Source organism: Rhodovulum viride (genome assembly GCF_003265965.1).
In the GTDB taxonomy this organism is placed as follows: Bacteria; Pseudomonadota; Alphaproteobacteria; order Rhodobacterales; family Rhodobacteraceae; genus Rhodovulum; species Rhodovulum kholense.
Genome location: NZ_MUAV01000016.1, coordinates 23,111 through 45,362, shown reverse-complemented (window position 1 = coordinate 45,362; position 22,252 = coordinate 23,111). Strand labels below are relative to the sequence as shown.

The following is a 22,252-nucleotide window of genomic DNA, read 5'->3' as shown; positions in this document are numbered from 1 at the left end:
CGCCTGTGCCCGCCCACCGGGGCGGGTGGGCGTTGTCGGGGGGCTCTGATGGGCGGTTGGGCGGAATTCGCGGCGGCCTTCGCGCTGTTTCTTCTGTCCCATGCGGTGCCCGCGCGACCCGGGGTCAAGGCGCGGCTGACCGGGGCACTCGGGCAAAAGGGCTATCTGGCGGCCTATGTGACGGTCTCGCTGGCGCTCCTGGCCTGGCTGATCGGCGCGGCGGGGCGCGCGCCTTTCGTCGCGCTCTGGCCGCCTGCGCCCTGGCAGCCCTGGCTGCCGAACCTGATCATGCCGGTCGTCTGCCTGCTGATCGCGGGCGCGCTGGGCGCACCGAACCCGCTGAGCTTTGGCGGCGCGGGCGATGCGCGCTTCGATCCGGCGCGGCCGGGCATCGTCGGGCTGACCCGGCATCCGCTGCCCGTGGCGCTGGCGCTCTGGGCGCTGGCCCATGCCGCGGCCAACCCCGATCTGGCGCATCTGCTGCTGTTCGGCGGTTTCGCGGGCTTTGCGCTGGCCGGAACGGTCGTCATCGACCGGCGGAACCGGCGCCGGATGGGCCGCGACTGGGACCGCCTTGCCGCGCGCACCGCGACCCTGCCGCTGGCGGCGCTCGTCTCGGGGCGCTGGTGCCCGTCGGGGCGGCCGCCGCTCGGGCGGCTGGGGCTGGGCCTTTTGCTGTGGGCGGGGCTTCTGGCGGCCCATCGCCCGGTGATCGGGGTCTCGCCGCTGCCTTTCTAGCCAAGGCGCCCCCGTCAGTCCTCGACGGCGTCGGCTGCGGCGCGCGCGCTGCGCCGGCCGGCCCAGGCGGGCAGGATCACGACGAGAACCGCCAGGCCGTAGAGCGCGATGCTTTTCCAGTCCTCGATCAGGATCCCCCAGTCGCCCGCCGAGATCGACAGCGCCCGGCGCAGGTTGTTTTCGAAGAGGCTGCCCAGCACGAAGCCCAGAATCACCGGGGCCAGGCTGAAATCGAGCTTGCGCAGCACCCAGCCGAAGATCCCCAGCAGGATGATGAGGTACAGGTCGAACGGGTTGCCGACGATGGAATAGACGCCCACGAAGGCCAGCATCGCGATCAGCGGCGTCAGGTAATGCTGCGGCAGGGTCAGCATCCGCGCAAACAGCCCCACCAGCGGCAGGTTGATGATCAGAAGCGCCACATTGCCCAGATACATCGAGGCGATCAGGCCCCAGGCGATCTCGGGGCGCTGGGTGAACATCAGCGGTCCGGGCTGGACGTTGAACATCAGAAGCGCCCCCAGCAGGATCGCCGTGGTGCCCGATCCGGGGATGCCCAGCGTCAGCATCGGCACCAGCGCGCCGCCCGCCGCGGCGTTGTTGGCCGCCTCGGGCGCGGCCAGCCCGCGCATGTCGCCGGTGCCGAAGCTGTCGCCCGACTTGCCCGCCAGCCGCTTTTCGGTGCCGTAGGCCACGGCCGAGGCGACCGAGGCGCCGGTGCCGGGCAGGATGCCGATGAAGAACCCGATGACCGAGCAGCGCAGGATCGTCCAGCGGGTGCGCAGCAGATCGGCGCGGCGCAGGAAGGACCGGTCGACCGGCAGCGTCTTCAGCCGCCCCGAGACCTGCTGTTCGACCAGATGCAGAAGCTCGGCCATGCCGAAGAGCCCGATCACCACCACCAGGAAGTCGATGCCCGCCAGAAGGTCGGGGATGCCGAAGGTGTAGCGCGGCACGCCCGTATTGGCGTCGATCCCCATGGTGGCCAGCATCAGCCCGATCACCGCGCCAAGCAGCGTCTTGATCCCGTTCCGCCCGACCAGCGAGGCGAGCGAGGCGAAGGCAAAGACCATCAGCGCGACATAATCGGCGGGCGAGAAGGTGACCGCGAATTTCGCCAGAAGCGGCCCGAACAGCGACAGCCCGATCACCGCCAGCGTGCCGCCGACGAAGGAGGCGACGGCCGACAGCGACAGCGCCCGCCCGGCCTCGCCCTTCAGCGCCATCGGGTGGCCGTCGAGCGTGGTCATCACCGCGCCCGCATCGCCCGGCACGTTCAGCAGGATCGACGAGATCCGCCCGCCATATTCGGCGCCGTAATAGATGCCCGCCAGCAGGATCAGCGCGCTTTCGGGCGGCAGGCCCAGCCCGTAGGCGATGGGCAGCAGGATCGCCACGCCGTTGATCGGCCCGATCCCGGGCAGCGCGCCGATCAGCGTGCCGGAAAAGCAGCCGATCAGCACCAGAAGGATGTTGAGCGGGGTCAGCGCGACGGCAAAGCCGGTGGCAAGGCCGCTCAGGACGGTTTCCATCGACGGTCTCCTAGAGCCGGGGCAGGGGGCCTTCGGGCAGGTTGAGGTCGAGAAGCCCGGCGCAGAGCAGATAGCCCAGCACTCCGGCGGTCAGTCCGAACAGACCCGCCCGAAGCAGGGAGGCGCCCAGCAGCCGGGCGGCGATCGTGCCGAAAAGCAGCGTCGCCAGCACGAAGCCGAGCGGCTCGTAAAGACCGGCATAGCCGATCAGAAGCGCCACGATCGCCGCAAGCCTCAGCCAGGTGCCGCCCCGGGTGTCGAACCGCTCGACATCGGGTTTCCAGAGGATGCCCGCGAGGCAGATCGCGGCCAGGACCGACAGGATCCGGGGCCAGCTTTCGGGGCCGAGCGGGTCGTATTGAAAGGGCGCCCGGATGACGGCGAAGGCGAGCCAGCCATAGCCCAGAGTGACGGCCAGCAGAAGCCCGGCAAAGATGCGGTCGACCATTCGGGGTCCTCCAGGAACGGGCAGGGATCGGGGCAGGGATCGGGGCCGGCGCAGGCCGCACCCGGCGCGTGGGTCCGGACGCGGGGCGCCGGACCCGGGGTGGGGCTTTCGGGATTACTGGATCAGCCCTGCGTCGCGGGCGATGTCGCGCAGCTCGCCGATCAGCTGCTTGACCTGGGCATCCATCTCGGGGCCCGACAGTTCCAGCGGCATCAGCCCCTTGCTTTCGCGGGCCTGCCGGTAGGCCTCGGTCTTGTAGGCGGCAGCGAAGGCGTCGGCCCAGGCCTGATAATCGGCGTCGGGCACGTTCTTGCCCATGTAGAAGCCGCGCATGATGGTCCATTCGGTGTCATAGCCCAGCTCTTTCGCGGTCGGATAGGCGTCGAAGGGCGGCTCCAGCCGCTCGGGCGCCAGCACCGCGAGGATGCGCATGCTGCCATCGCCGATATGCGCCGCCATCTCGCCCACATCGCCGGTATAGACCTGGATCGCGCCGCCCAGCAGCCCGGCAATGGCGTCGCCGCCGCCGTCATAGGCGACATAGCGCATCTGGCGCGGATCGGCGCCGACCGATTTCAGCAACAGCGCGCCCTTCATCCAGTCCTGCGACCCGACCGAGCCGCCGGCGCCGACCACGACGCTGCCGGGATCGGCCTTGAATGCGTCCATCAGCGCGCCGAGGTCGGCATAGGGGCTGTCGGCCCGCACGATCACCGCCCCGTAATCGGCGCCCGCGGTGGCCAGAAAGCGCACGTCGTTCTCGGTGAAGGTACCGAACTTGCCGGTGGCGATGTTCAGCAGCGAGCCCGAGGAAAACGCCACGATGGCGTTGGAATCGTCGGTGCGGGTGGTGTTGAACTGGTTGAAGGCCACGGCGCCGATGCCGCCTGGCATGAAGGTGACCTCGATGGGCCTGCCGAACGCGCCATCCAGCCCCTGCTGGGCGATCCGGCAGGTCAGATCGAACCCGCCGCCGGGCTGGGCCGGGGCGACGCATTCGGGGGCGTCGATTTCGGCGAGGGCAGGCAGGGCCGCTGCCAGCGAAATGCATGCCGCTGCCGCGGCGCTCTTCAGGCTCATGATAGTCCTCCCATCGAGACGGGCAGGGCCGAAGAGGTTGCCCGCGTCTTGCGATGGGTCATTCTTCGTCGGAGGAAGGGGTTGCGTCAAGCCGCCGCAGGTCCGGCGCTGAAACACCCCTGCGTTCCGGCCGGAAGACCCCTGGAGCGGGCGATGAGATTCGAACTCACGACCCTTACCTTGGCAAGGTAATGCTCTACCCCTGAGCTACGCCCGCATCCGTTGGGTGAGGGGGGATTTATAAACTCCGGCCGGGGCCTGCAAGGGGAAAATCGCGGGATCACATGGGCGCAGTCCGGCGCGCGGCGGACCGCCCTGCGGAGGCGCGCCAAAAACCGCGAAAGCACCGGTCTGGTGCCGCGACTGTCGATCCTGTCGAGAGAAACTGGAGCGGGCGATGAGATTCGAACTCACGACCCTTACCTTGGCAAGGTAATGCTCTACCCCTGAGCTACGCCCGCATCCATTGGGTGAGGGGGGATTTATAAACTCCGGCCGGAGCCTGCAAGGGGAAAATTCGGCCCGGTGCGAAAAAACGCGGGAGATGCCGGGCGCAAGACCCGGTGCTCTCGTCGGGCCTGCCGCCCGGGCCGCCCGAACCGCCCGGCGGGGGGGGCGGTCCGGGCGGGCAGCGATCACTCGAACTCGACCAGCAGGTCCTTGGCGTCGATCTGCTGGCCCGGGGAGACATGGACGGCCTTGATCTTGCCGTCGCGCTCGGCATGGAGCCCGGTTTCCATCTTCATCGCCTCGATGGTCAGGAGCAGGTCGCCCTCCTTGACCTCCTGCCCGGCCGCGACCGCGACCGTGGCCACCGCCCCCGGCATCGGCGCGCCGACATGGGCGGGGTTGCCGATCTCGACCTTCGGGCGGCGGGCGACGCTGGCCTTGGCCTTGCGGTTCGGCACCCGGATCACCCGGGGCTGGCCGTTCAGTTCGAAGAACACCCGCGCCTCGCCGTCCTCGGCGGTCTCGCCCACCGCCTGCAGCCGGATTTCCAGCGTCTTGCCGGGGTCGATCTCGGCCTCGATCTCCTCGCCCGGCTCCATCCCGTAGAAGAAGGTGCGGGTGGGCAGGGTGCGGACCGGCCCGTATTGCAGGTGCCGCGTGGCGTAATCGGTGAAGACCTTGGGATACATGAGATATCCGTTCAGGTCCTCGTTATCGAGGGTCAGATCCTCGAACTGGCCTTCGACCTCGGCGCGGATCTTGTCGATATCGGCCGGGGGCACATGCTTGCCGGGCCGGTCGGTGAAGGGCTTTTCGCCTTTCAGGATCTTCTTCTGGATCGCCTCGGGGAAGCCGCCCGGAGGCTGGCCCAGATTGCCGCGCATCATGTCGATGACGGAATCGGGGAAGGCCACGTCGCGGTCGGGGTCCTCGACATCGGCGCGGGTCAGGCCCTGGCTGACCATCATCAGCGCCATGTCGCCCACCACCTTCGAGGACGGCGTCACCTTCACGATGTCGCCGAACATCTGGTTCACGTCGGCATAGGTCTCGGCCACCTCGTGCCAGCGTTCTTCCAGCCCCAGACTGCGCGCCTGCGCCTTGAGGTTGGTGAACTGCCCGCCGGGCATCTCGTGCAGGTAGACCTCGGAGGCGGGCGCCGAGAGGCCCGATTCGAAGGCCGCGTATTCCTGGCGCACGGCCTCCCAATAGTCCGAGATCTCGCGCACCGCGGCCATGTCGATGCCGGTGTCTCGGGGCGTGTTGCGCAGCGCCTCGACGATCGAGCCGAGACAAGGCTGCGAGGTGCCGCCCGAGAAGGCGTCCATGGCGGCGTCGACCGCATCGACACCCGCCTCGGCGGCGGCCAGGATGGTGGCCGCGGCGATGCCCGAGGTGTCATGGGTGTGGAAATGGATCGGCAGCCCGACCTCGTCTTTCAGCGCCTTGACCAGAACCGTGGCCGAGGCGGGTTTCAGCAGCCCCGCCATGTCCTTCAGCCCCAGGATATGGGCGCCGGCGGCCTTCAGCTCTTTCCCCATCGCGACGTAGTAGTTCAGGTCGTACTTGGCCCGCGCCGGGTCGAGGATGTCGCCGGTATAGCAGATCGTGCCCTCGCAGACCTTGCCGGTTTCCAGCACCGCATCCATCGCGACGCGCATGTTCTCGACCCAGTTCAGGCTGTCGAAGACGCGGAAGACGTCGACGCCGGTCTCGGCCGCCTGCTTGACGAAGCCCTGCACCACATTGTCGGGATAGATGGTGTAGCCGACGCCATTGGCGCCCCGCAGCAGCATCTGGGTCATCAGGTTCGGCATCGCCGCGCGCAGGTCGCGCAGCCGCTGCCAGGGGCATTCCTGCAAGAAGCGATAGGCCACGTCGAAGGTCGCGCCGCCCCAGCATTCGACGCTGAAAAGCTGCGGCAGGTTATGGGCATAGGCGGGCGCCACCCGGATCATGTCGATCGAGCGCATCCGCGTCGCCAGCAGCGACTGGTGGCCGTCGCGCATCGTGGTGTCGGTCACCAGCAGCTGTTTCTGCGAGGCCATCCAGTCGGCCAGCGCCTCGGGGCCGAACTGCTCGAGGATCTGGCGCGTGCCCGGGGCATAGCTTTCGCGCCGGGGGACCGGCGGACGCAGGGCGCGGGCCTCGGCGGGCGGTTTGGCGCGGCCCGCCGTCTCGGGATGCCCGTTGACGGTGATGTCGGCGATATAGGTCAGGATGCGCGTCGCCCGGTCGCGCCGCTTCTCGAAGCTGAACAGCTCGGGCGTCTCGTCGATGAAGCGGGTCGAGTATTCGTTGTTCAGGAAGGTCGGGTGCTTCAGCAGGTTCTCGACGAAGGCGATATTGGTCGAGACGCCCCGGATGCGGAATTCGCGCAGCGCCCGGTCCATCCGGGCGATGGCGGCCTCGGGGGTCGGCGCCCAGGCGGTGACCTTCTCCAGCAGCGAGTCGTAATAGCGGGTGATGACCGCGCCCGAATAGGCGGTGCCGCCATCCAGCCGGATGCCCATGCCGGTCGCGCCGCGATAGGCGGTGATGCGGCCGTAATCGGGGATGAAGTTGTTCAGCGGGTCTTCGGTCGTGATCCGGCATTGCAGGGCATGGCCGGTCAGATCGACGTCATACTGGCTGGCGACGCCGGTCGCCTCGATCAGGCTTTTCCCTTCGGCGATCAGGATCTGGGCGCGGACGATGTCGATGCCGGTCACCTCTTCGGTGACGGTATGTTCGACCTGGACCCGCGGATTGACCTCGATGAAGTAGAAATTGCCCGTCTCCATGTCCATCAGGAACTCGACGGTGCCGGCGCATTCGTAATTCACCGCCTCGGCGATCTTCTTGCCGAGATTGCAGATGGTTTCGCGCTGGGCGTGGGACAGGTAGGGGGCGGGGGCGCGTTCGACGACCTTCTGGTTGCGGCGCTGGACCGAACAGTCGCGTTCCCAGAGGTGATAGATGGTGCCGTGCTGGTCGCCGAGGATCTGCACCTCGACATGGCGGGCGCGGGTGATCATCTTTTCCAGATAGCCCTCGCCGTTGCCGAAGGCGGCCTCGGCCTCGCGGCGGCCCTCGCGAACCTTCTCGGCCAGCTCCTCGGGGCCCTTGATCGGGCGCATGCCGCGCCCGCCGCCGCCCCAGGAGGCCTTCAGCATCAGCGGATAGCCGATCTCGTCGGCCTGGCGGCGGATCTCGTCCATGTCATCGCCCAGGACCTCGGTCGCGGGGATCACCGGCACGCCTGCCTTGATCGCCACCTTGCGGGCGCTGGCCTTGTCGCCGAGCGCGCGCATGGTTTCGGCCCTGGGACCGATGAAGGCGATGCCCTCTGCGGCGCAAGCCTCGACGAAAGCTGGGTTTTCCGACAGAAGCCCATAGCCCGGATGGATCGCGTCGGCGCCCGACATCTTGGCGACGCGGATGATTTCCTCGATCGACAGATAGGCCTGAACCGGCCCCAGCCCCTCGCCGATCTTGTAGGCCTCGTCGGCCTTGAACCGGTGCAGCCCCAGCTTGTCTTCCTCGGCATAGACGGCGACGGTGCGCTTGCCCAGCTCGTTGGCGGCGCGCATCACGCGAATGGCAATCTCGCCCCGGTTGGCGACGAGGATCTTCTGGAAATCGGTCAAGGGCGGGGCCTCCATCGGGTCGGTTCGGGCTGCGACAGCGGCGCGCAGCCGATTGTTAACGGTATAAAGCTGCGTTGCAGCGAAGCAAGGGGAGAGCGGGGGCGGGGCCGAGACCGGGCATGCCTGCCTTGCGACGGGTGCCGGTCTGTGCCGATGGCCGCAAGGCACCCGCCCGTGCCGCTGTTCCGCGACGCGGCCCTGTCAGGACGACGAGATCGGGGTGACGGTGACGACCCGGCCCTCGCGCGTGGTCTGACAGCGCCAGGTGCCGTCGCGCCCGGCCATCTTCATGTCGATCCAGAACCCGGCCGCGGTCGGGCCGGTGCCGATCTGGAAGATCCCCGCCTCGGGCTGATGGAATCGGGCCGCCATTTCGGCGGTGCAGGCCGGGGCCGAGGCCGCAGGCGCGTGCGGCAGCATTTCGGGGGTGATGACCTTCGGAACGCCGGTTTCGGGCCGCTCGGGCGTGCCGCAGGCGGCCAGCGCCGCCAGCCCCAGACCCGACAGAAGGATGCGATATCGACTCATTCGCGCTTTCACCCCCGTTTGTTCCGACTATTCGCCTTATGCGCGAAATTGCAACTGCGATGGCAAAAAACGCCTCAAAACGGGAACGGAACGGGAACGGTTCTTTAACTCGTCTCCGGGCCGCGCTAGATTGGGCGCCATGTGTCCCATCGACGATTTTGACGCCTTCGAGGCCGCCGCCCAGGTCCCCCTGTCCGTCCGTGCCATGGCGGCGCGGCCAGCGCCCTATCTGGACGGGTTGAACCCCGCCCAGCGCCAGGCGGTCGAGACGCTGGACGGCCCCGTGCTGATGCTGGCGGGGGCGGGCACCGGCAAGACCCGGGCGCTGACCGCGCGGATCGCGCATCTGCTGGTCACCGGCAAGGCCCGGCCGAACGAGGTCCTGGCGGTGACCTTCACCAACAAGGCCGCGCGCGAGATGAAGGAGCGGGTCGGGCGGCTGATGGGCGAGACGGTCGAGGGCATGCCCTGGCTTGGCACTTTCCACGCCATATGCGTCCGGCTGCTGCGTAGGCATGCCGAGCTGGTGGGGCTCAAGTCGAATTTCACCATCCTCGATCCCGACGACCAGATCCGGCTGCTGAAACAGCTGATCGCGGCCGCCAACATGGATGAAAAGCGCTGGCCCGCGCGCCAGCTGGCCGGGCTTCTCGATCACTGGAAGAACCGCGCCTGGACGCCCGATACGGTGCCCGCCTCCGAGGCCTCGGGCTTCGACGGCCGGGGCGTGAAGCTGTACGCCGCCTATCAGGAGCGGCTGAAGACCCTGAACGCGGCCGATTTCGGCGATCTGCTGCTGCATGTGGTGACGATCCTTCAGGCCCATCCCGACCTGCTGGACCAGTACCGGCGCTGGTTCCGCTATATCCTGGTCGACGAGTATCAGGATACCAACGTGGCCCAGTATCTGTGGCTGCGGCTGCTGGCGGGTGGGCACAAGAACATCTGCTGCGTCGGCGACGACGACCAGTCGATCTATGGCTGGCGCGGCGCCGAGGTCGGCAACATCCTGCGGTTCGAAAAGGACTTTCCCGGTGCCGCGGTGATCCGGCTGGAACAGAATTACCGGTCGACCGCGCATATCCTCGCCGCCGCCTCGGGGCTGATCGCGGCCAACAAGGGGCGTCTGGGCAAGACGCTCTGGACCGAGGCCGAGGGCGGCGAGAAGGTCCGCCTGATCGGCCATTGGGACGGCGAGGAAGAGGCCCGCTGGATCGGCGAAGAGGCCGAGGCGCTGCAGGGCGGCAGCCGCGGGATGCGGCCCTTCTCGCTGGACGACATGGCGATTCTGGTGCGCGCGAGCCATCAGATGCGGGCTTTCGAGGATCGCTTCCTGACCATCGGGCTGCCGTACCGCGTGATCGGCGGCCCGCGCTTTTACGAGCGGATGGAGATCCGCGATGCGATGGCCTATTTCCGCCTCGCCGTCAGCCCCGATGACGACCTGGCCTTCGAGCGGATCGTGAACACCCCCAAGCGGGGCCTCGGCGACAAGGCGCAGCAGAAGATCCAGTCCGTGGCCCGCGCCGAAGGCGTGCCGCTGGTCGAGGGTGCCCGAATGCTGCTGGACGCGGGCGGGCTGGGCGGCAAGGGCGGGGCCCAGCTGCGCAAGCTGATCGAGGCGATCGGGCGCTGGCATGGCGAGGTGCGGGCGGCGGGCCCGTCGGTCGTGCTGGATGAGGCCGCGCTGATCGACGACGAGACCGTGCCGCTTGGGCGCGGTGCGGGGCTGAGCCATGTCGAACTGGCCGAGCGCATTCTGGACGAGTCGGGCTATACCGCGATGTGGCAGGCCGACAAGACGCCCGAGGCGCCGGGACGGCTGGAAAACCTCAAGGAGCTGGTCAAGGCGCTGGAGGAATTCGACAACCTGCAGGGCTTCCTCGAGCATGTCGCGCTGATCATGGACAATGACAGCGAGGCGACCGGGGCCAAGATCTCGGTGATGACGCTGCATGCCGCCAAGGGGCTGGAATTTCCGGTGGTGTTCCTGCCGGGCTGGGAGGACGGGCTGTTTCCCAGCCAGCGCGCGATGGACGAGACCGGGATGAAGGGGCTCGAGGAGGAACGGCGCCTCGCCTATGTCGGGCTGACCCGGGCCGAAGAGCTGTGCACGATTTCCTTCGCCGCCAACCGCCGGGTCTACGGGCAATGGCAGTCGCAGCTGCCGTCGCGCTTTATCGACGAACTGCCCGCGTCCCATGTCGACGTGCTGACGCCGCCCGGGCTTTACGGCGGCGGCTATGGCGCGGCGGCGCCGTCCCATGGCGGGGGCTCGGGGATCGAAGAGCGCGCCTCGCGCGCGGATGTCTACAAGTCGCCGGGCTGGCAGCGGCTGCAGGCGCGCAGCGCCGCCCGGCCGCTGGCGCAGCCGAGCCAGGCGCGCCACATGGTGATCGACGCCGAGGCGGTGCCGGCCTTCGAGCCCGGCGCGCGGGTGTTCCACCAGAAATTCGGCTATGGCCTCGTGACCGGAATCGAGGGCGACAAGCTCGACATCGCCTTCGAGAAGGCGGGCGCCAAGAAGGTCGTGGCCCGGTTCGTGGTGGCCGCGGCCAGCGCCGACGACGTGCCCTTCTAGGCGCCCTTCCGGCGCGGGCCCGCGGGCGGATCGGGCGTGTCGCCGCGTCGGATGGCGGAAGGCCCGCTGTCCCCTTGCGCAGTTAACCCTTCTTTCGCTGGCGCCGGGCAAAACTCGGCCGGAAGAGGACCTTCATGCGCATCAGATTTCCGGCCAGGGACACAGAATTCGCGATCTCCAGCGGCGCCAATGTCGGCAGCAATGCCGGCGGCGCGGGCACGTCGACCTTCGACGGCCCGCCGGGCGCGGCCCATGGTCTGGTCGTCACCGCGCGGCCGGGCGATCCCGATCCCGGGCTGTTCGAGCCCGGCGATCTTTACGACCTCGCCTGGCAGGGGGCCGGGGCCGGGCGGCTGCGGGAGGCGGTGGTGATCCGGTCGGACGAATCGGCCGACGGCGCCGGGCATGTGGTGGTCTTCGAGGGAACCGACCGAGACGGTGCGCCGGTTCAGGTGGTCTGGACCCCCGGCGTCGATCTGGCGGCCTGGTACCGCGCCCATGCCGAAGGCGGCCGCGCGCCCGCGTTCTTTGTCTATGACGTCCGTCCGGGAGGCGATCCGGGCCAGCCCGGGCTTTGCTTTGCGGGCGAAACGCCGATTGCGACGCCGCGCGGGCCGGTGCGTGCCGCAAGCCTGGTGCCGGGCATGACGGTCGAGACGGTCGATCACGGGCCGCAGATGCTGCTTTGGGTCGGCCAGCGCGTGATGCCGGGCAGCGGTCGCTCCGCGCCGGTCGAGATCCCGCCCGGCGCCTTCGGCAATGCGCGTCCGCTGTTGCTGGCCCAGCTGGCCCGGGTGCTCTATCGCGCGCCAAGGGTGCAGACCCTGTTCGGCGTGCCCGAGGTGCTGGTGCCCGCCCGTGTCCTGGCCGCGCTGGGCGTCGGCGGCGCCGCGCTGCGCGAGGCCCCGGTGATGATACGCTATGTCCATCTGCTGTTTGCCCGGCACGAACTGGTGCGCGCCGGGGACGTGGTCTGCGACAGTCTTTTCCTTGGCGATCTCTTCCGCCACCGCTCGGCCCGGCCGGTGCCGTCGGGCCCGCTCGGGCGCGAGGGGCTGGGATTTCTCCCCGACCTCGATCTCGACGCCGACGAGGCCGCGCACTTGCAGCCGGTCCGCCCGGTGCTGCGCGGCTGCGAGGCGCGCGCGTTGTTCGAGCCCGGCCCCGGCTTCGGCGCCGCCGCCATCGCCTGACGCGGCCGCTGCAAGGCCGGTCCCGGCTTCCGATCACTGGACTGCTGAAAAGAGAAACGGCGACGCCAGGGAGGAGGGGCGCCGCCGTTCTGCACAACGGCAGTGTCAGGGAGGAGGAGACAAACTGCCGTATTCCGATGGGGCCGGGGCCCCGAATGAAAAGTGCGGCGACACCTGGGAGGAGGTAGGTGTCGCCGCGAGATGAGGAAACCCAGGGAGGAGGAGGGGTTTCCTATCTCTGCACGGTGGGATGTTGGCTATGCCGAACGATCCCAACCGCGCCGTTGGTCCTATAAATACGCTTTTGCTGCACCTGCACAATGGCAAGACGCTGAATTGCTGCCATGCGGAATCTGCATAAGTCGTTCTGACATAGTTTTGGGCGAGATCGGCGCGATTGGTGCAGGAACGGGCAATGATGAAACGGCTCTTGCCCTTTTGGGGCATCCGACCAAGGTAAAGGGAGGTCTCGCGCGAAACGGAGTCTCAGATGCCTCTTTCCAATGACGTCATCCTTGCCGAATTGTCCCGAATCGTTTTGCCCGGCGGGGGCGATCCGGTCTCGCGCGACCTGATCCGCGCACTGTCGGTCGAGGGCGATACCGTGCGCTTCGTCATCGAGGCCGACTCGGCCGAGATGGCGCGCGGGATGGAGCCCGTGCGGGCCGCCGCCCAGGCCGCGGTCGAGGCGATTCCCGGTGTTCGCCGGGCTTCGGTGGTGCTGACCGCCCATGATGGGGGGCAGCGCGGTGCGCCTGCGGCCCCCGCGCCCGGGCCACGGATCGGGCGCCACCCGACGCCCGATGACGGCCCGCGCAACCCTTCGGGCGTCGACCGCATCCTGGCGGTCGCCTCGGGCAAGGGCGGCGTCGGCAAGTCGACGGTGGCCAGCAACCTGGCGGTCGCGCTGGCGCGGCAGGGGCGGCGCGTCGGCCTGCTGGATGCCGACATCTACGGCCCCTCGCTGCCGCGGATGATGGGCACGACGCGCCGGCCGGCCTCGCCCGACGGCAAGATCATCGAGCCGGTCCGGGCGCATGGCGTGGTCATGATGTCGATCGGATTGCTGCTGAAGGAAGAGGAAGCGGTCGTCTGGCGCGGGCCGATGCTGATGGGCGCGCTTCAGCAATTGTTGGGCCAGGTCGACTGGGGGCGGCTCGATGTGCTGGTGGTCGACCTGCCGCCGGGCACCGGCGACATCCAGCTGACACTGTGTCAGCGAACCCGCCTGACCGGCGCGCTGGTGGTCTCGACCCCGCAGGATGTGGCGCTTCTGGACGCGCGCAAGGCGCTGGACATGTTCGCCAAGCTCGGCACCCCGGTTCTGGGGCTGATCGAGAACATGTCCACTTATATCTGCCCCAATTGCGGGCATGAGGCGCATATCTTCGGCCATGGCGGGGTCGAGGCCGAGGCCCGCAAGCTGGGACTGCCCTTCCTGGGCGCCCTGCCGCTGGCGCTGGAGGTGCGGCAGGCGGGCGATGCCGGGCATCCGGTCGCGCTGGACGACGGCCCGATGGCCGACGCCTATGCCGTGATTGCCGCCCGTCTGATCGGCGGCGGCATGGCCTGATCCCGCCGCCCGAGCGGGACCGGATGCTTTCTGGCCGGGATCGGAGCGGGATTGGAGCGGGATCGGGCCGGGTCTTACGGGAATTCATGGCCCCGCACGGAACCAGCCTCTCGCCCACGTGATTCGGCGCGATTTTCTAGGGAGTTTCGCGGGGTCCGGCCGGGAATGACCCGGACGGGCCTGCGCGGCGCATCTTCCGCAACCATGGCGTGAAGACTTTTTCCGGCTTCGCGTAAATGTCGCAAGCCACCCGTTAACCACGACATCTAGGTGTTGGAGGCGCGGCATCCGCAATTGGCGGTGTGCTGGCTGGTCGACGCCCTCGGCAAGCAAGGCGTATTTCCGCCTTCGGAGGGGACCAGGTCCACCATATTCCCGCCAAAGTCAGTTGATCTCCATGAAATCCCATGGCATAACGATCACACAAAGGCGATGGCGGTCGAACGGATCAAGGGGCGAAAACAGCCTCCCAACGACAAGAAAGCAGTTTCATACAGGCACCCGCCATTGCCTCCATACGAGATCCGGCGCGCGGGCGAGCAGACATCCCCCAGGTGGCACGCGCAGCCGGGCACCCCGGAACGGGACGAGGGCGGCGGATTGGGCGGTGGCAGCAGCCCAATCCGCCGTTTTCGTTGAAACGGCCGCGCGGCGGTCGCGGACGGCGAGGCAAGGGAGCGTCGGGCAGGTGGCGCGCAGGTTCAGAGGCGAAAGCCAGCACAAGGTGGATGCGAAGGGCAGGGTGTCGATCCCGGCCCTCTTTCGCCGTGTGCTCGAGGCCTGCGACCCGGACTGGACCGAGGGGCTGCGCCCGCAACTGGTGATCGTCTATGGCGACCACCGCCGCAAATATCTGGAATGCTATACCATCGAGGCCATCGACGAGGTCGACGAAAAGATCGCGGCGCTGCCGCGCGGGTCGATGCAGCGGCGGATGCTGGAACGGATGTTCCATGGCCAGTCGCACCCGACCGAGGTCGACAATGACGGCCGTCTGACCCTGCCGCAGAAGCTGCGCGACAAGATCGGGCTGGAAGGTGAGGCCTTCTTCATCGCCTCGGGCGATACCTTCCAGATCTGGAAGCCAGAGACCTACGAGTCCGAGGAACTGGCCAAGACCGAGGCCTGGCTGGACGACCTGCCCGAGGATGTCGACCCGCTGAGCTTCCTCGACGGTGCCGGGGCGCTGGCCGGTCCGGCCGGGGATGGCTGACGCCATGGCTGCCGCGGACCGTTCCGTTCCCGCCGATCCGCCGCATATCCCGGTCCTGCTGCGCCCCCTGCTCGAGGCGGTGTCGCCGGTCGCGGGGCTCTGGCTGGATGGCACCTTCGGCGCGGGCGGCTACAGCCGCGGGCTTCTGGAAGCCGGCGCGGACCGGGTGATCGGGGTCGACCGCGACCCCAGCGTCGCCGATCTGGCCGCGTCCTGGGCCGGAACCTGGGGCGACCGGCTGGCTCTGGTCGAGGGCGTCTTCTCGGAACTCGACCGCCATGCCGATGCCCCGCTCGACGGGGTAGTGCTGGACCTTGGCGTGTCCTCGATGCAGCTGGACCAGGCCGAGCGCGGGTTTTCCTTCGCCAAGGACGGCCCGCTCGACATGCGGATGGGGGCCGAGGGGTCGTCGGCCGCCGATCTGGTCGCCACCGCTTCCGAAGCCGCGCTGGCGGACATCCTCTTTCATTACGGCGAGGAACGCGCCTCGCGCCGGATCGCGCGCGCCATCGTCAAGGCCCGCGCGGTGGCGCCCATCGTGACCACGGCCCAACTGGCCGAGGTCGTGGCCCGCTGCCTGCCGCCGCAGCGCCCGGGCCAGAGCCACCCGGCGACCCGCAGTTTCCAGGCGATCCGCATCGCGGTGAATGACGAGCTGGGCGAACTGGTGGCCGGGCTCGAGGCGGCCGAACGGGCGCTGAAGCCCGGCGGCAAGCTGGCGGTCGTCACCTTCCATTCGCTGGAGGACCGGATCGTCAAGCGCTTCCTGCAGCTTCGCTCGGGCCAGGCCGCAGGCGGCAGCCGCTATGCGCCCGAAACGATCCCCGAGCCCGCGCGGTTCGATCTGCTGACCCGCCGCGGGGTGGCGCCCGATCCGGTCGAGCTTGACGCCAACCCGCGCGCGCGGTCTGCCAAGCTGAGGGTCGGGGTCCGCACCGACGCCCCGGCGGGGCCGGTCGACCGCGGCCAGCTTGGCCTGCCCAAGATCATGGAGGACTAGATGCGCAGCCTCGTCTACGTGCTGACGGCCCTGGCGGTGATGGCGCTGGCCTTCTGGGCCTATCGCGAGAATTACCGCACCCAGGCGGCGCTCGACAATGTCGAGAGGCTGAACCGCGCCATCGGATCGCTGCGCGAGCAGCTGGCGATGCAGAATGCCGAATGGGCCTATCTGAACCGGCCCGAACGGCTGCGCGAACTGGCGGCGCTGAACTACGACCGGCTGGCGCTTGGGCCGCTTGCGCCCGAGCAGTTCGGCCAGATCGACCAGGTGTCCTATCCCGAGATGGTGCTGCCCGACATCGTCCTGCCCGACGAGCTGTTCAAGTCGATCCTGGCCGAGGCCGACCAGCCGGCCCAGAGCGCCAGCCCGACCGTGCCGGTCGAGGAGGCCGCCGCCGCCTCGGCCGTGCCCGAGGCGCTGGATGCCGGGGATGAGGAGACCGCGCAATGATCCGCACCCCGCTGCGCCCGCTGGCCCGCATTCTCGAGGCCCGCGCCCGGGGCGAGAATCCCGATGCCATCGAGCGCGAGAACAAGCGCCTGCGCCATGAGACGATGCGCGATCAGGCCCGCGCCCGGGCCGAGGGGCGGCTTCTGGTGCTGGGCGTGGTGTTCTTCGCGGCCTTTGCGGTCGTCGGCGTGCGGATGGGGCTTCTGGCAGGGTCGGACCCGTCCGAGCCGCGCGCCATCGCCTCGGGTGCCTCGATCGTGGCGCAGCGGGCCGACATCGTCGACCGCAACGGCAACATCCTGGCCACCAACCTCGCCACCCATTCGCTTTACGCCCAGCCGCCGCTGATGATCGACCCGAAGGCGGTGGCCCATGAGCTGGCGCAGATCTTCCCCGATCTCGACGAGGCGCGGATGGTCAAGGACTTCACCGGCAGCCGCAAGTTCGTCTGGATCAAGAAGAAGATCAGCCCCGAACAGATGCAGCAGGTGCACGATATCGGCGATCCCGGGCTCAGCTTCGGCCCGCGCGAGATGCGGCTTTACCCCAACGGCGCGCTGGCCGCCCATATCCTCGGGGGTGCCGGGTTCGGGCGCGAGGGCGTGCAGTCGGCCGAGGTGATCGGCGTCGCCGGGGTCGAGAAATACTTTGACGACTATCTGCGCGATCCGGCCAATGGCGGTCAGCCGCTTCGGCTGTCGCTGGACCTGACGGTGCAGGCCGCGGTCGAGCGGGTGCTGGCGGGCGGCATGAAGCTGATGGATGCCAAGGGCGCGGCCGCCGTGCTGATGGATGTGCATACGGGCGAGATTCTGTCGATGGTCTCGCTGCCCGATTTCGACCCGAACGAACGGCCGCGCCAGCAGGTGAAGGGCGATCCCTCGGACAGCCCGCTGTTCAACCGGGCGGTGCAGGGGCTTTACGAACTGGGCTCGACCTTCAAGACCTTCACCCTGTCGCAGGCGCTGGACGAGGGCATCGTCAACCCCAACACCATGATCGACACCAAGGGGCCGCTGGTCTGGGGCCGCTACCGCATCCGCGACATGCACAATTACGGGTCCAGCCTGTCGGTGACCACGGTGCTGGTCAAAAGCTCGAACGTGGGTACGGCGCGGATCGCCCAGCGCATCGGCGGGGTCCGGCAGAAGGAGTTCCTGGGCAAGCTCGGTCTTCTGGAACCGACGCCGGTCGAGCTGGTAGAGGCTGCGGGCGCCAAGCCGCTTTATCCAGCCAACTGGAGCGAAATCTCGACCATGACGATTTCCTACGGGCACGGTCTGTCGGCCAGCCCGCTGCATCTGGCGGCGGGCTATGCGACGCTGGCCAATGGCGGCCGGCGGGTGCGGCCGACGCTGCTGGCGGGGGGCGGGACGCTGGGCGACCGGGTGGTGTCGGAAGAGACCTCGCGTCAGATCCGCTCGATGCTGCGCGAGGTGGTGGTGCACGGCACCGCGACCTTCGGCGACGTGCCGGGTTACCGGGTCGGCGGCAAGACCGGCACCGCCGACAAGCCCAAGCCCACCGGCGGCTATTACGAGAAGAAGGTGATCGCGACCTTCGCCAGCATGTTCCCGGCCGAGGCGCCGCAATACGTGCTGATCGTCACCCTCGACGAACCGCAGGATACCACCGGCCCGCAGCCGCGCCGCACCGCGGGCTGGACCGCCGTGCCGGTCGGCGCCGAGATCATCCGCCGCGCCGCGCCGCTTCTGGGGCTCCGGCCGGAGATTGAACAGGCGCAGGGCTTCGGGGTAACACTGACCGCGAACTGAAGGCGCGGGGATCATGAAAATCCGGACTGAAACGACGCTCGCCGATCTGGGGCTGACGGCCCAGGGCGGGCGAGAGGCGCATATTACGGGGCTGTCGGTCGACAGCCGCCACACGAAACCGGGTCATCTTTTCGCGGCGATGCCGGGGACGCGGGCGCATGGCGCCGAATTCGTGTCCTTCGCGCTGCGGATGGGGGCTGTGGCGGTGCTGACCGACCGCGCGGGCGCACGCATTGCGGCCGAGGCTCTGGCCGGCAGCGAGGCCGCGCTGGTGGTGGCCGAGGACCCGCGCCAGGCGCTGGCCTGCGCGGCGGCGCTGTTCTACGGCGCCCAGCCCGCGACCATGGTGGCGGTCACCGGCACCGCGGGCAAGACCTCGGTCGCGAGCTTCACCCGCCAGATCTGGACCGGGCTTGGCCGTGCGGCCTGCAATCTGGGCACGATGGGGGTGCAGGGCGCCTATGAGGCGCCGCTGGCCCATACCACGCCCGAACCCATCACCCTGCACCGGCTGCTGGCCGAGATGGCGCGCGCGGGCGTGACCCATGCGGCGATGGAGGCCTCGAGCCACGGGCTTGAACAGCGGCGTCTGGACGGGGTGGCGCTGAAGGCCGCGGCCTTCACCAATTTCAGCCAGGATCACCTCGATTATCACGCGGGTTTCGAGGAATATTTCGCGGCCAAGGCGGGGCTGTTCGACCGGGTGCTGCCCGAGGACGGGACCGCGGTGATCAATATCGACGATCCGCGCGGCGCGCAGATGCTGGGCCATGCCCGGGCGCGCGGCCAGACCATCCTGACCGTCGGCCGTGCCGAAGAGGCGGATCTGCGCATTCTGGCCCAGCGCTACGACGCCATCGGGCAGGATCTGCGCTTTGCCTGGGAAGGCCGCCCGCAGCAGGTCCGGCTGGATCTGATCGGCGGCTTCCAGGCCGAGAACGTGCTGGCCGCGGCCGGGCTTGTGATCGCTGCGGGCGAGGCGCCCGGGCGGGTCTTCGCGAACCTGCCCGAACTGGTGACCGTGCGCGGCCGGATGGAGCTGGCGGCGACCCGCGCGAACGGCGCCACCGTCTTTGTCGACTATTCGCACAAGCCGGGCGCGCTGGCTGCGGCCATCGCCTCGCTGAGGCCCCATGTGATGGGCCGGATCGTGGTCGTTTTCGGCGCGGGCGGGGATCGCGACCGGGGCAAGCGGCCGCTGATGGGGCAGGTCGCCTGCGAGAAGGCCGATGTTGTTATAGTGACAGACGACAACCCCAGATCCGAAGAACCGAAGGGTATCCGTGCAGAAATACTGCAAGGCTGCGCCGAGGCGATCGAGGTCGGAGACCGCGCCGAGGCGATCCTGCGCGGCGTCGATGCGCTGGAGCCGGGCGATGCCTTGCTGATCGCGGGCAAGGGCCACGAAACCGGCCAGATCGTCGGCGACGCGGTCTATCCCTTCGACGATGCCGAACAGGCCAGCGTGGCCGTCGCGGCGCTTGACGGGCGGCTTTCGTGACCGCGCTCTGGACCGCGGCCGAGGCGGCCCGGGCGACCGGCGGGCGCGTCACCCGGGACTGGTCGGTCACCGGCGTCAGCATCGACACCCGCAGCCTCAAGCCGGGCGATCTGTTCGTGGCGCTGAAGGACCAGCGCGACGGGCATGATTTCGTCGCCGATGCGCTGGCGCGGGGGGCGGGGGCTGCGCTGGTCTCGCGGCTGCCCGAGGGGGTCGACGAAGGCGCGCCGCAGCTGATCGTGGACGACGTGCTGGCGGCGCTGGGTGCGTTGGGGCAGGCCGGGCGGGCACGCAGCGACGCCCGGGTCGTCGCGGTCACCGGATCGGTCGGCAAGACCTCGACCAAGGAGATGCTGCGCGCCGTGCTGGCCGGGCAGGGGCGGGTCCATGCCGCCGAGGCGAGCTTCAACAACCATTGGGGCGTGCCGCTGACGCTGGCGCGGATGCCGCGCGACGCCCAGTTCGCCGTGCTCGAGATCGGCATGAACCATCCCGGCGAAATCGCGCCGCTGGCGCGGCTGGCGCGGCCGCATGTGGCGCTGATCACCACCATCGCGCCCGCGCATCTGGAGGCCTTCGACGGGCTTGCGGGCATCGCCGCCGAGAAGGCCGCGATCTTCGAGGGGTTGGAGCCGGGCGGCATCGCGGTTTATCCGGGCGATCTGGACACCAGCCCTGTGCTGGCGGCGGGCGCCGCCGCCCATGCCGCGGCCGAGACCCGTTTCGGCGCCGCCGAGGGCTGCGAGTTCCGCCTGATGCGGGCCGACCTGCATACCGAGTCGACCGTGGTGCAGGCCGAGGCGCGCGGGCATGAGCTTCTGTTCAAGATCCACGCCGCCGGGCGCCATTTCGCGACCAATGCGCTGGGCGTGCTGGCGGTGACCGAGGCGCTGGGGATCGATCTTGTGGTCGCGGCCTGCGATCTGGGCCAGTGGCGCCCGCCCGGCGGGCGCGGCGCGCGGCTGAGGATCCCGCTCGACCCGGTCGAGGAGAGCCTGTCGGTCGAGGTCATCGACGACGCCTTCAACGCCAATCCCGCCTCGATGACCGCCGCGCTCGAGGTTCTGGCCGCGGCCCGGCCGACCGACGGGCTCGGGCGGGTGGCGCGCGGGCGGCGGATCGCGATCCTGGGCGACATGCTGGAGCTTGGCCCCGAGGAACAGGCGATGCATGCGGGCCTGGCCGATCTGGCCGCCATGGCGCGCGTCGATCTGGTGCATTGCGTCGGGCCGCGGATGCGCGCCCTTTATTTTGCGCTGCCGCTCTCGCAGAGAGGGCAGTGGTTCGACGAAGCCGATCCCCTGGCCGCCAAGGTCCATTCGCTGGTCGATGCCGGCGATGTGGTGCTGGTCAAGGGATCGAAAGGCAGCCGCGTGTCGGTCGTGGTCGACGCGCTGAAAAGGCTGGGGCAAGGCGGCTCCGGCTCCGACGAGGATCTTTCGTAATGCTCTACTGGCTTGCCGACCTGTCCGATGGCGGTGGCGTCTTCAACCTGTTCCGCTACATCACCTTCCGGGCAGGATGCGCGTTCTTTACCGCGCTCGTCTTCGGCTTCCTGTTCGGGCGGCCGCTGATCAACCTGCTGCGCAAGCGGCAGAAGAACGGCCAGCCGATCCGCGCGGACGGCCCCGAAAGCCATATCGCCTCGAAGGCGGGCACGCCCACGATGGGCGGCGTGCTGATCCTGGGCGGGCTGATCGTGTCGACGCTGCTGTGGGGGCGGCTCGACAATGCCTATGTCTGGCTCTTGCTGTTCGTGACGCTGTCCTTTGGCGCTATCGGTTTTGCCGACGACTATGCCAAGGTGTCGAAGAACAACACCAAGGGCGTGCCGGGACGGGTGCGCTTCGGGCTGGGGCTGCTGATCGCCGCCATTGCCGGGCTTTGGGCGGCCTGGGTGCATCCGGCCGATCTGAGCTTCAACCTGGCGATGCCGGTCTTCAAGGACACGCTGATCCATATGGGGGTGCTGTTCATCCCCTTCGCGATGCTGGTGATCGTGGGCTCGGCCAACGCGGTGAACCTGACCGACGGGCTGGACGGGCTGGCGATCATGCCGGTGATGATCGCGGCGGGGGCGCTGGGTGTCATCGCCTATGCGGTCGGCCGAGTCGACTTCACCGACTATCTCGATGTGCATTACGTGCCGGGCACCGGCGAGATCCTGGTTTTCACCGCAGGGTTGATCGGCGCGGGGCTTGGGTTCCTGTGGTATAACGCCCCACCCGCCGCCGTCTTCATGGGCGATACCGGGTCGCTCGCGCTGGGCGGCGCGCTGGGCGCCATCGCCGTCGCGACCAAGCACGAGATCGTTTTGGCCATAGTAGGCGGGCTTTTCGTGGTCGAGGCGCTGTCGGTCATCATCCAGGTGGGCTACTTCAAGGCGACCGGCAAACGTGTGTTCCTTATGGCACCCATCCACCACCACTTCGAGAAGAAGGGCTGGGCCGAGCCCCAGATCGTGATACGATTCTGGATCATCAGCCTGATCCTTGCGCTGATCGGTCTGGCGACCCTCAAGGTCCGGTGAGTGGTCGGGCGGGGGTCCGAGGAGAAGA

General features: G+C 68.7%; 16 protein-coding genes and 2 tRNA genes. 11 read left to right on the top strand and 7 right to left on the bottom strand.

Annotated features, from left to right (window positions below; all coding sequences use genetic code 11):
* Positions 1-48 precede the first annotated feature (48 nt).
* A complete protein-coding gene (locus tag BYZ73_RS13930) occupies positions 49-738 on the top strand; it encodes an NnrU family protein (RefSeq protein WP_112316414.1) in 690 nt (229 codons plus the stop codon).
* Between the two features lie 14 nt (positions 739-752).
* On the opposite strand, the gene BYZ73_RS13925 is transcribed toward BYZ73_RS13930, so the two are convergent.
* From BYZ73_RS13925 to BYZ73_RS13895, 7 genes are all read right to left on the bottom strand, one after another.
* Positions 753-2,270, bottom strand: a complete 1,518-nt coding sequence (locus BYZ73_RS13925; RefSeq protein ID WP_112316413.1) for a tripartite tricarboxylate transporter permease — start codon at positions 2,268-2,270, stop codon at positions 753-755.
* 10 nt (positions 2,271-2,280) lie between these two features.
* Positions 2,281-2,718, bottom strand: coding sequence for a tripartite tricarboxylate transporter TctB family protein (locus tag BYZ73_RS13920; protein WP_112316412.1), 438 nt, complete (start codon positions 2,716-2,718; stop codon positions 2,281-2,283).
* A gap of 114 nt (positions 2,719-2,832) precedes the next feature.
* Positions 2,833-3,798: a Bug family tripartite tricarboxylate transporter substrate binding protein gene (locus BYZ73_RS13915; RefSeq protein ID WP_112316411.1), complete on the bottom strand. Its 966-nt coding sequence runs from the start codon at positions 3,796-3,798 to the stop codon at positions 2,833-2,835.
* A gap of 142 nt (positions 3,799-3,940) precedes the next feature.
* A tRNA-Gly gene (locus BYZ73_RS13910) sits at positions 3,941-4,015 on the bottom strand.
* A 169-nt stretch (positions 4,016-4,184) separates the two neighbouring features.
* A tRNA-Gly gene (locus BYZ73_RS13905) sits at positions 4,185-4,259 on the bottom strand.
* 174 nt (positions 4,260-4,433) lie between these two features.
* Positions 4,434-7,877, bottom strand: a complete 3,444-nt coding sequence (locus BYZ73_RS13900) for a pyruvate carboxylase (protein WP_112316454.1) — start codon at positions 7,875-7,877, stop codon at positions 4,434-4,436.
* A gap of 201 nt (positions 7,878-8,078) precedes the next feature.
* The gene (locus BYZ73_RS13895) at positions 8,079-8,405 is read right to left on the bottom strand and encodes a hypothetical protein (RefSeq protein WP_108028217.1); all 327 of its coding nucleotides are present in this window, start codon (positions 8,403-8,405) and stop codon (positions 8,079-8,081) included.
* Positions 8,406-8,544: 139 nt separating this feature from the next.
* Between BYZ73_RS13895 and BYZ73_RS13890 the strand changes: the two genes are divergently transcribed.
* The 10 genes from BYZ73_RS13890 to mraY all read left to right on the top strand — a co-directional run bounded on the left by BYZ73_RS13890 (position 8,545) and on the right by mraY (position 22,224).
* On the top strand, positions 8,545-10,986 hold the full coding sequence (locus tag BYZ73_RS13890) for an ATP-dependent helicase (protein ID WP_112316410.1): 2,442 nt from the start codon (positions 8,545-8,547) through the stop codon (positions 10,984-10,986).
* Between the two features lie 134 nt (positions 10,987-11,120).
* Positions 11,121-12,179, top strand: a complete 1,059-nt coding sequence (locus tag BYZ73_RS13885; protein WP_112316409.1) for a Hint domain-containing protein — start codon at positions 11,121-11,123, stop codon at positions 12,177-12,179.
* Positions 12,180-12,669: 490 nt separating this feature from the next.
* Positions 12,670-13,752 carry an Mrp/NBP35 family ATP-binding protein gene (locus BYZ73_RS13880; protein WP_112316408.1) on the top strand — a complete coding sequence of 361 codons (1,083 nt, stop codon included), beginning with the start codon at positions 12,670-12,672 and terminating at the stop codon, positions 13,750-13,752.
* Between the two features lie 688 nt (positions 13,753-14,440).
* Complete coding sequence (mraZ, locus tag BYZ73_RS13875; protein WP_112316407.1) at positions 14,441-14,965, top strand: division/cell wall cluster transcriptional repressor MraZ; 525 nt, start codon at positions 14,441-14,443, stop codon at positions 14,963-14,965.
* A 4-nt stretch (positions 14,966-14,969) separates the two neighbouring features.
* On the top strand, positions 14,970-15,965 hold the full coding sequence (gene rsmH / locus BYZ73_RS13870; protein WP_112316453.1) for a 16S rRNA (cytosine(1402)-N(4))-methyltransferase RsmH: 996 nt from the start codon (positions 14,970-14,972) through the stop codon (positions 15,963-15,965).
* Complete coding sequence (gene ftsL / locus BYZ73_RS24170; protein WP_425440051.1) at positions 15,966-16,418, top strand: cell division protein FtsL; 453 nt, start codon at positions 15,966-15,968, stop codon at positions 16,416-16,418.
* On the top strand, positions 16,415-18,193 hold the full coding sequence (locus tag BYZ73_RS13860; RefSeq protein WP_108028222.1) for a peptidoglycan D,D-transpeptidase FtsI family protein: 1,779 nt from the start codon (positions 16,415-16,417) through the stop codon (positions 18,191-18,193). The genes ftsL and BYZ73_RS13860 overlap by 4 nt, the downstream gene beginning before the upstream one ends.
* Positions 18,194-18,206: 13 nt before the next feature.
* The gene (locus BYZ73_RS13855; protein ID WP_112316406.1) at positions 18,207-19,694 is read left to right on the top strand and encodes a UDP-N-acetylmuramoyl-L-alanyl-D-glutamate--2,6-diaminopimelate ligase; all 1,488 of its coding nucleotides are present in this window, start codon (positions 18,207-18,209) and stop codon (positions 19,692-19,694) included.
* Entirely contained in the window at positions 19,691-21,139 is a 1,449-nt protein-coding gene (locus BYZ73_RS13850; RefSeq protein ID WP_112316405.1) for a UDP-N-acetylmuramoyl-tripeptide--D-alanyl-D-alanine ligase, read from the top strand. The genes BYZ73_RS13855 and BYZ73_RS13850 overlap by 4 nt, the downstream gene beginning before the upstream one ends.
* Entirely contained in the window at positions 21,139-22,224 is a 1,086-nt protein-coding gene (mraY, locus tag BYZ73_RS13845) for a phospho-N-acetylmuramoyl-pentapeptide-transferase (protein WP_108028225.1), read from the top strand. The genes BYZ73_RS13850 and mraY overlap by 1 nt, the downstream gene beginning before the upstream one ends.
* Positions 22,225-22,252: the final 28 nt, after the last annotated feature.